The 7787-nt window shown below is 68.5% G+C and carries 8 protein-coding genes and 1 pseudogene; 6 read left to right on the top strand and 3 right to left on the bottom strand.

Annotation, left to right across the window (positions count from 1 at the left end; all coding sequences use genetic code 11):
* Window positions 1–328: pseudogene (locus ACESK5_RS18110) on the bottom strand (sulfite oxidase); the annotation flags it as partial.
* Window positions 329–511: 183 nt separating this feature from the next.
* Between ACESK5_RS18110 and ACESK5_RS18115 the strand changes: the two are divergent.
* Together ACESK5_RS18115 and ACESK5_RS18120 are read left to right on the top strand one after the other, a co-directional pair.
* The gene (locus tag ACESK5_RS18115; RefSeq protein WP_372912984.1) at window positions 512–1240 is read left to right on the top strand and encodes an SDR family NAD(P)-dependent oxidoreductase; all 729 of its coding nucleotides are present in this window, start codon (window positions 512–514) and stop codon (window positions 1238–1240) included.
* A 168-nt stretch (window positions 1241–1408) separates the two neighbouring features.
* Window positions 1409–2104, top strand: coding sequence for a hypothetical protein (locus ACESK5_RS18120; protein WP_372912985.1), 696 nt, complete (start codon window positions 1409–1411; stop codon window positions 2102–2104).
* A 9-nt stretch (window positions 2105–2113) separates the two neighbouring features.
* On the opposite strand, the gene ACESK5_RS18125 is transcribed toward ACESK5_RS18120, so the two are convergent.
* A complete protein-coding gene (locus ACESK5_RS18125; RefSeq protein WP_372912986.1) occupies window positions 2114–3277 on the bottom strand; it encodes a pyridoxal phosphate-dependent aminotransferase in 1164 nt (387 codons plus the stop codon).
* 100 nt (window positions 3278–3377) lie between these two features.
* Between ACESK5_RS18125 and ACESK5_RS18130 the strand changes: the two genes are divergently transcribed.
* Window positions 3378–3713, top strand: coding sequence for a hypothetical protein (locus ACESK5_RS18130; protein WP_372912987.1), 336 nt, complete (start codon window positions 3378–3380; stop codon window positions 3711–3713).
* A 52-nt stretch (window positions 3714–3765) separates the two neighbouring features.
* On the opposite strand, the gene ACESK5_RS18135 is transcribed toward ACESK5_RS18130, so the two are convergent.
* Window positions 3766–4794: a glutathione S-transferase family protein gene (locus ACESK5_RS18135; RefSeq protein ID WP_372912988.1), complete on the bottom strand. Its 1029-nt coding sequence runs from the start codon at window positions 4792–4794 to the stop codon at window positions 3766–3768.
* Between the two features lie 223 nt (window positions 4795–5017).
* Between ACESK5_RS18135 and ACESK5_RS18140 the strand changes: the two genes are divergently transcribed.
* The 3 genes from ACESK5_RS18140 to ACESK5_RS18150 all read left to right on the top strand — a co-directional run.
* Complete coding sequence (locus ACESK5_RS18140; RefSeq protein ID WP_372912989.1) at window positions 5018–6049, top strand: thiamine pyrophosphate-dependent dehydrogenase E1 component subunit alpha; 1032 nt, start codon at window positions 5018–5020, stop codon at window positions 6047–6049.
* Window positions 6049–7059: an alpha-ketoacid dehydrogenase subunit beta gene (locus ACESK5_RS18145; RefSeq protein ID WP_372912990.1), complete on the top strand. Its 1011-nt coding sequence runs from the start codon at window positions 6049–6051 to the stop codon at window positions 7057–7059. The genes ACESK5_RS18140 and ACESK5_RS18145 overlap by 1 nt, the downstream gene beginning before the upstream one ends.
* Window positions 7060–7787 (top strand): NAD(+)/NADH kinase (locus ACESK5_RS18150; protein ID WP_372912991.1); only part of this gene is annotated, 728 nt, incomplete at its 3' end. It abuts the gene before it with no gap.

Here is a 7787-nt window from a genome sequence, read left to right on the forward strand (position 1 = left end):
ACCCGACGTCGACGTCGACGCCGAGGACCCACGCCGCGCCGGTCGAGAGGGCCGCGAGGGCGACCACGGCGGTGAGAATCGAGAGCGGCGTCGCGCCGTCCCACCGGTCGCGCCGGAGTCTCGGCTTTACTCTTCGAAGTTTGAAGAACAGCAGGACGAGCAGCGTGAGTCCGACGACGCGGTGGACCCAGAAGAGCGGCCACTGTGCGGCCGCGCCGGCGCCGAGCGAGACCACGCCGGTGACGGTTTCGACGAGGACGCAGGCGAGTATCGACCAGTCGACGAGGCGTGGACGGGGTTCGAGGGCGGCGAGCGACGACCCGACCATGTGGGAGCGTAGTGGCCGACGGGGATGAACGCGTCGGCCCCACGAGGATGAACGCGTCGACCCCGCGAGGATGAACGCGTCGACCCCGCGAAGGACAACGACACGGCGGGGTCGACGGCGAGGCGGACGCGCGACGGTCCGTGGCACGAACGCCCAAGTGGGACGGTCCCGTCGGGGATGACGATGCCAGCCGCACTCGTCACCGGTTCCTCCCGGGGAATCGGCCGCGCCATCGCCATCCGCTTCGCCCGCGACGGCTACGACGTCGCCGTCAACTACCACACCAGTGCCGACGCCGCGGCCGACGTGGCGGACGCCGTCCGCGACCAGGGGGCGGCGGCGACAGTCGTCGGTGCCGACGTGAGCGACCCCGACGCGGCGGCGCGACTCGTCGGGGCGGCCGAAGAGGCGTTCGGGGGTCTCGACCACGTCGTCAACAACGCCGGCATCGACCAGCACGTCTACACTGCCGACCTCTCGCCGTCGGACTTCGACCACGTGATGGACGTGAACGTCAACGGCGCGTTCAACGTGACGAAGGCGGCGCTGTCGTCGCTGCGTGCGTCGGCCGACGACCCCTCCGTCACCAACGTCTCCTCCATCCTGGCGTACACCGGCGCGCCCATCGAGTGCCACTACGCCTCGTCGAAGGCTGCGCTGGTGTCACTGACGAAGAGCCACGCCGGTGACTTCGCGCCGGACGTGCGGGTGAACGCCGTCGCGCCGGGTCACGTCGAAACGGACATGACCGCGGACCGCACCGCCGAGGAGAAGCAGGCGGAGCGGGAGGGAATCCCGCTCGACCGGTTCGGGCGTCCGGAGGAGATCGCCGACGCGGTCGCGTACCTGCGCGACGCGACGTTCGTGACGGGTGAGACGCTGCACGTCAACGGCGGCGAACTGATGCGGTGAGTCGCCGGGCGAGCCACGGGGGCCCGAGACAGTGAAGCGGCCCCGACGGACGGCGGTCGAAAGCCGAAGCGTGAGGAGTGATACCCGAGGCGTGACGAGTGGTACTCGAAGCGTGACCAGTGGTCTCTCGACGCAAGGGTAATCGTGCCGGCCGTCGAACACGGGGGGATGAACAGCCTCATCGCGGTCACCCTGTGGATCACCCTCGTGACCGTCATTCCGGGTCTCATCACCATCGCCGTCGTGTTCGGCGCGGGAGCGGTCGTCGACCCCGCGCTCGTCGCGCGTGTCGACGTCCAGGCGAGCGACTGGGTCTGGCTCTCGGTGGCGGCCGCGGTCATGGTTCTCACGCAGGCGGTCGGCATCATCCTCGAGGGCGTACTGGTCGGCAGACGGTGGCTCGGGCGGAAGCCGATCCGACACGACGAACACCTCCTCGGGACGGACTCGTTCCCCACCGGGTCGATCGACCCGTACGAGGAGTACGACCGGCTCTACTACCTGCTCGTCAGGCTGGAGAAAGACGACGACGCCTACGGCCACCTCGAACGGGCAGTCGCGCAGTTCTTCCTGACCAACAACACGCTCGTCTCGTTCGGCGTCGGTATCGCCGTGACGGTCGTCATCGTGGCGGTTTCGGTGTCCGTGCGCGGGCCGACGGCAGCCGTGTTGCTCAGCGGTGGACTCTACGCCGGTGGACTGGTGCTCGCGCTCGCAGTCAGTTACGTGGTCGCTGTCGCCCGGTTCAGAGTACTGGCGAAGTCGGCCTGGTCGCTCCGAACGTGGAAGACCGAACCGGGGACCGACGAGTCGACGGAGTCGGCCGCACCGCCGTCGTACGTGACCGAGTCGAGTACGCGGTGAGCGTGCCGACTACCCCCCTCGGGCGTCGGCGAGCGCCCGTTCGATGCGGTCGAACCCCTCGTGGAGTCGGTCGAGGCTGTTGGCGAAGCTGAGTCGAAGCCGACCCTCGCCCGCGTCGCCGAACCCACCGCCGGGTGCGAGGACGACGCCGTACTCGGTCAGCAGGTGCTTCGCGACGTCCAGACTCGTCCCGGGGAGGTCGACGTCGAGGAAGGCGTAGAACGCCCCCTCGGGGCGGGGGCAGTCGAGGCCGTCGATGTCCTCGACCCGGTCGACGACGGCGTCACGACGCTCCTCGAAGGCGGCGTACATCTCGCGGAACGGCTCCTGTGGCCCGGTCAGGGCCGCGAGCGCGGCGTGCTGGGCGACGCTCGACGTGCAGGCCGTCGTCGACTCCCGCACCTTGGTCGCCTCGTCGACGACTGCCGGGTTCCCCGTCAGCCAGCCGACCCGCCACCCGGTCATCGCGTGGCTCTTCGAGCAAGAGCCGACCGTGAGGACGTGGTCCGCGTCGTCGACCAGCGCGGCGACCCCCCGCGAGTCGCCGTCGTAGGTGAGCGCGAGGTACACCTCGTCGGCGACGACGTACGCGTCGTGGTCGGCGGCAGCCTCGACGACAGCCCGGACGGCGTCAGCGTCCGCGACGCGACCGGTCGGGTTCGAGGGGCGGCAGAGCATCACCGCGGCGGTCTCGGGGCCCATCGCCTCGACGAGTCGGGTAGGGTCGAGGGCGAACCCCGTCTCGGCCGGCATCGGCACCTCTCTCGGAGCCCCGTCGGCGAGGCGGGCCTGCGTCCAGTAGTTCGGCCACCCCGGCGAGGGGACGAGGAGCTCCTCGCCCGGCCCGACGGTCGAGAGGGCGGCGAGGTGGAGCGCCTCCATCCCGCCGGTGGTGACCAGGACGTCCTCGGGGGCGGCTGGGACGGAGAAGTCGCGGTCCAGCGTGGACGCGATGGCCCGCCGGAGCGCGGGTATCCCGGCGTTGGAGGTGTAGTGGGTCTGTCCCTCGCGGGCGGCCGACGCTGCGGCGTCGACGACGTGGGCGGGCGTGTCGAAGTCCGGCTCCCCGACTTCGAGGCGGACGAGGTCTTTCGAGGAGGCCTGTGCGAGGTCGAACATCACCCGGATGGAGGAGCGAGAACAGCCGCGGACGCGGGCGGTCGGTGTGGGCATACCGGAGGGAGGGAGATGGGGGAGTTAAGCGTCGGGGTGCGTCGCCGGACCGTGGGACGACGCCACACACTTCTGCCGCTCCGCGGTCGGGAGTTTCGACGTGGTCCTGACGAGAGCGTACCGGGCGGGAGTCGCCGTCAGCCGGGACGCCGTGGTCTATCCAGGGGTCGCGACCGGGGCCACGTACCTCCTCGCGGGCGTCCTGCCGGTCACCTTCGGGACGCTCCTATTCGCCGTGTTCGCCGTCGCCGCGGTGGCGACCGGGTTCGGGGCGATAGCGGGGAGCACGTCGAACGACGGGCTGCAGGCGGGTGCTGGACTGACCGCCACGTCGCAGCCCGGTGAACGCTGGGGGGACGCGGTCCTCGTCAGACTCGGCCTGTTCGACCTCGGACTGGCCGTGGTGCTCACGGTCCACGCACTCTGGTTGGCTTGAAGCCGCAGAACGGTGCGCTTGCGCGCCGAGGGACAGGGGTTACCGCCGGCGCTCAGTCGTCCGCCGTCGCCGCGGTGTCGAGCAGGTCCTCGGGGGGGCCGCCCGCCAGTCGGTCGCGATTGTGCGGCTCGTCGAAGTCGATGTCGGGGCCCGTCGGGACCAGCCGTGCCGGATTGATGTCGCCGTGGCTCCGGTAGTAGTGGTCGACGATGTGCTGGACGTTCACCGTCTGTGCGACGCCAGGAAGCTGGTACAGCTCCTTCGTGTAGTTCCAGAGGTTCGGGTACTCGTGGATGGCCCGTCGGTTACATTTGAAGTGGGTGTGGTAGACGTGGTCGAAGCGGACGAGGGTGACGAACATGGCGATGTCCGCCTCCGTGAGGACGTCACCAGCGAGATAGCGCCGCTCCTCGAGGAGTTCCTCGTAGTGGTCCAGCGCGTCGAACAGTTCGCTCACGGCCTCGTCGTACGCCTCCTGGCTTCCCGCGAAGCCCGCACGGTAGACGCCGTTGTTGATGGGGTCGTAGACGTCGTCGACGAGCCGTTCGACCTCCTCGCGGTGTCCCTCGGGCCAGAGGTCGACGTCGCGTTCCGCCAGCGAGTCGAACGCGACGTCCAGCATCCGCATGATTTCGCGGGACTCGTTGTTCACGATGGTCTCCTCCTCGCGGTCCCACAGCACCGGCACCGTCACCCGGCCCGTGAAGTCGGGGTCGGCCCGGGTGTAGACGTCTCTCAGATACGGTTCGTCGTAGAGGGGGTCGGGGTACTCCGCGGAGAACTCCCAGCCGTCGTCGATTCTCACGGGGTCGACGAGGGAGAGCGACACGACGTCCTCCAGCCCTTTCAGGGCGCGCGTCATCGCCGCCCGGTGTGCCCACGGGCACGCGCGGCAGATGTACAGGTGGTAGCGGCCGGCTTCGACGGGGAACTCGGCGTCGGGGTCGGGGGCCGCCCCCTCTCGGACCGCCTCGCCGCCGACCCACCTGCGGAAGGAAGTCTCCTGCCGGTCGAACTCGCCGTCCTCGTTCGTCGACTCGTAGGCGTCGACCCGCCACTCGCCGCCGACGAGCATGTTCATCGAATCACCGCAGGACGTGCCTGCATGGGTGGACGGAGGGACTCGCGGCCGAAAAACGTTGCTCGGTTCGGCGGTGGACGGGGGAGCCGCTCCGCCCGGGCCACGACCGGCACGCACCACCGGTTAGTATCACGCCGCACGTCGGTTAATATTCGTTCGTACAGGTCAGGTAGATGTTACGTGTACGAACAATTATGAGGTTACCAGCAGTGTATTCTGGTGCATGGTATCAATAGACATCGAGACGGAGGAGGGACAGCGTGAGATCCTCCGTCGAATGTTGACCATCAGGGCATTCGACACGAAAGCAGGTGAGCTCTTCGCCGACGGTGAACTACCGGGGTTCGTCCACCTCTACATCGGTGAAGAGGCCGTCGGGGTGGGAGCGATTTCCGCGCTGGAGGAACAGGACTACATCACGAGCACACACCGCGGGCACGGCCACTGTATCGCGAAAGGGCTCGACACGTACAAGATGATGGCCGAGCTCTACGGCAAGCGAGACGGCTACTGCAACGGCAAGGGTGGGTCGATGCACATCGCCGACGTCGACGCCGGGATGCTCGGGGCGAACGGCATCGTCGGTGCGGGCCCGCCGCTGGCGACGGGTGCGGCACTCACAGCCGACTACAAAGGTGAAGACAAGGTCGCACTGGCGTTCTTTGGCGACGGTGCCGTCGCGCAGGGGCAGGTCCACGAGGGCATCAACCTCGCGGCGACGTGGGACCTCCCGGCCATCTTCGTCGTCGAGAACAACCACTTCGGCGAGGCGACGCCGATGGAGAAACAGCACAACGTCGAGCACCTCTCCGCGACGGCCGAGGCGTACGACATCCCCGGGTTCACCGTCGACGGGATGGACGTCACGGCGGTGTACGAGGCGGTGAAGGAAGCGCGCGAGCGCGCAGCGAACGGCGAGGGGCCGACGTTCATCGAGGCCGACACCTATCGGTACGAGGGTCACTTCGAGGGCGACCACCAGCCGTACCGCACCGAGGAGGACATCGAACTCTGGAAGGACCGTGACGCCATCGAGACGTTCAAAGACCGTCTCGTCGAGGCCGGAGCCGTCACACAGGAGGAGTTCGAGGAGATGCGTGACGAGATAGAAGCCGAAATCGAAGAGCACGCCGAGCGTGCGAAGGAGGCGGACTACCCCGACCCGAGCGAAGCGTACGAGGACATGTTCAACGCGACCGTCCCGGAGATCAACGACTTCGCGGCGCGGATGCGCGCCGACGGAGGTGAGCGATAATGAGCACAGACACCGCAAGCGGCGAGGGGTTCTCCGACACCGAGACGATGACCGTCCGCGAAGCCATCCGGCAGGCGCTTCGCGAGGAGATGGAACGCGACGAGGACGTCTACGTCATGGGCGAAGACGTCGGCACGTTCGGCGGCGTCCTCGGCGTGACGGGCGACCTCGTCGAGCAGTTCGGCGAGAAACGGGTACGAGACACACCCATCAGCGAGGCCGGGTTCACCGGCGCGGCCGTCGGTGCGGCCGCGACCGGCACCCGCCCCGTCGTCGAGATCATGTTCTCGGACTTCATGGGAGTCTGCTCCGAGCAGATTCTCAACCAGATGGCGAAGAACCGCTACATGTTCGGCGGCAAGACCGAGATGCCGGTCACCATCCGAACGACGGAGGGTGGCGGCATGGGCGCGGCCAGCCAGCACTCGGGAACCATCCACACGTGGTTCGCACACCTCCCGGGCATCATGGCCGTCGCGCCCGGTACGGCGCACGCGGCGAAGGGCTTGACCAAGTCGGCCATCCGCTCGAACGACCCGGTCGTCGTCTTCGAGAACAAGCAGATATACGAGCAGGAAGGGGAGGTCCCGGTCAGCGAGGACTACACCAGCCCGCTCGGCACGGCGAGCGTCGAACGCGAAGGCGACGACGTCACCGTCGTCGCGACCCAGCGGATGGTCGGTGAGTCGCTCGAACTCGCCGACGAACTGGACGGGGAGACGAGCGTCGAGGTCATCGACCTCCAGTCGCTCTACCCGATGGACACCGACACCCTGCTGAAGAGCGTCGAGAAGACGGGCCGCCTCGTCGTCGCCGACGAGAGTCCACTCTCGTACGGCACGCACGCCGAGGTGGTCGCGCGCGTCCAGGAGGAGGGCTTCTTCAGCCTCGACGCCCCCATCCAGCGCGTCGGCGTCGCCGACACCCACATCCCGTTCAGTCCGGTGCTCGAAGAGGAAATCCTCCCACACGGGGACGACGTCCGCGCGGCCATCGACCGCGTGGTCTGAGTGGGCGCGACCGTCGGTCTGGTCGTCAACCCCGCCGCGGGACGAGACATCCGCCGCCTGACCGGCGGCGCGAGCGTCAGTGACGACTACGAGAAACGCCGGACAGCGGAGTGCGTCCTCGCGGGACTGACGCTGGCGGACGACGTCGAGGTGCTGGTCATGCCCGACCGGGGGAGCCTCGGCCAGAAACTCGTCAGCCGCGGTCCCGACGAACTCGCCATCAGCCTGCTCGACATGACCGTCGGCGGCGACGGCCAGGACACCAGACGAGCGGCGAAGGTCTTCGCAGCGGAGGCAGACGCCATCGTCGTCCTCGGGGGTGACGGCACCAACAGGGACGTCGCCCACACCTCGGGCGACGTGCCGCTGGTGAGCGTCTCGACCGGAACGAACAACGTCTTCCCGAACGCCATCGACGGCACCGTCGCCGGCGGCGCCGCCGGTCTGGTGGCGACGGGGGCAGTCCCGGAGTCGGCAGCCACCTACCAGCACGGCATGGTCGAGGCCGTCGCCGACACGGCGAACGGGGAACGAACCATCAGAGGACTGGCGACGCTCGGTATCCTCGACCACAAGTTCATCGGCACCCGCGCCATCCTCGACGCCGAGAAGATCATCGGCGGCGTGGTCTCGCGGGCGTTCCCGACGGAAATCGGCCTCTCGGGCATCGCCGGGGGACTCGCCGTCCACCCGCCCGACCGGCCCGGTGGGGTCGGCTACCGACTCGG

The organism is Salinigranum sp. (assembly GCF_041641895.1).
Taxonomy (GTDB): Archaea; Halobacteriota; Halobacteria; order Halobacteriales; family Haloferacaceae; genus Salinigranum.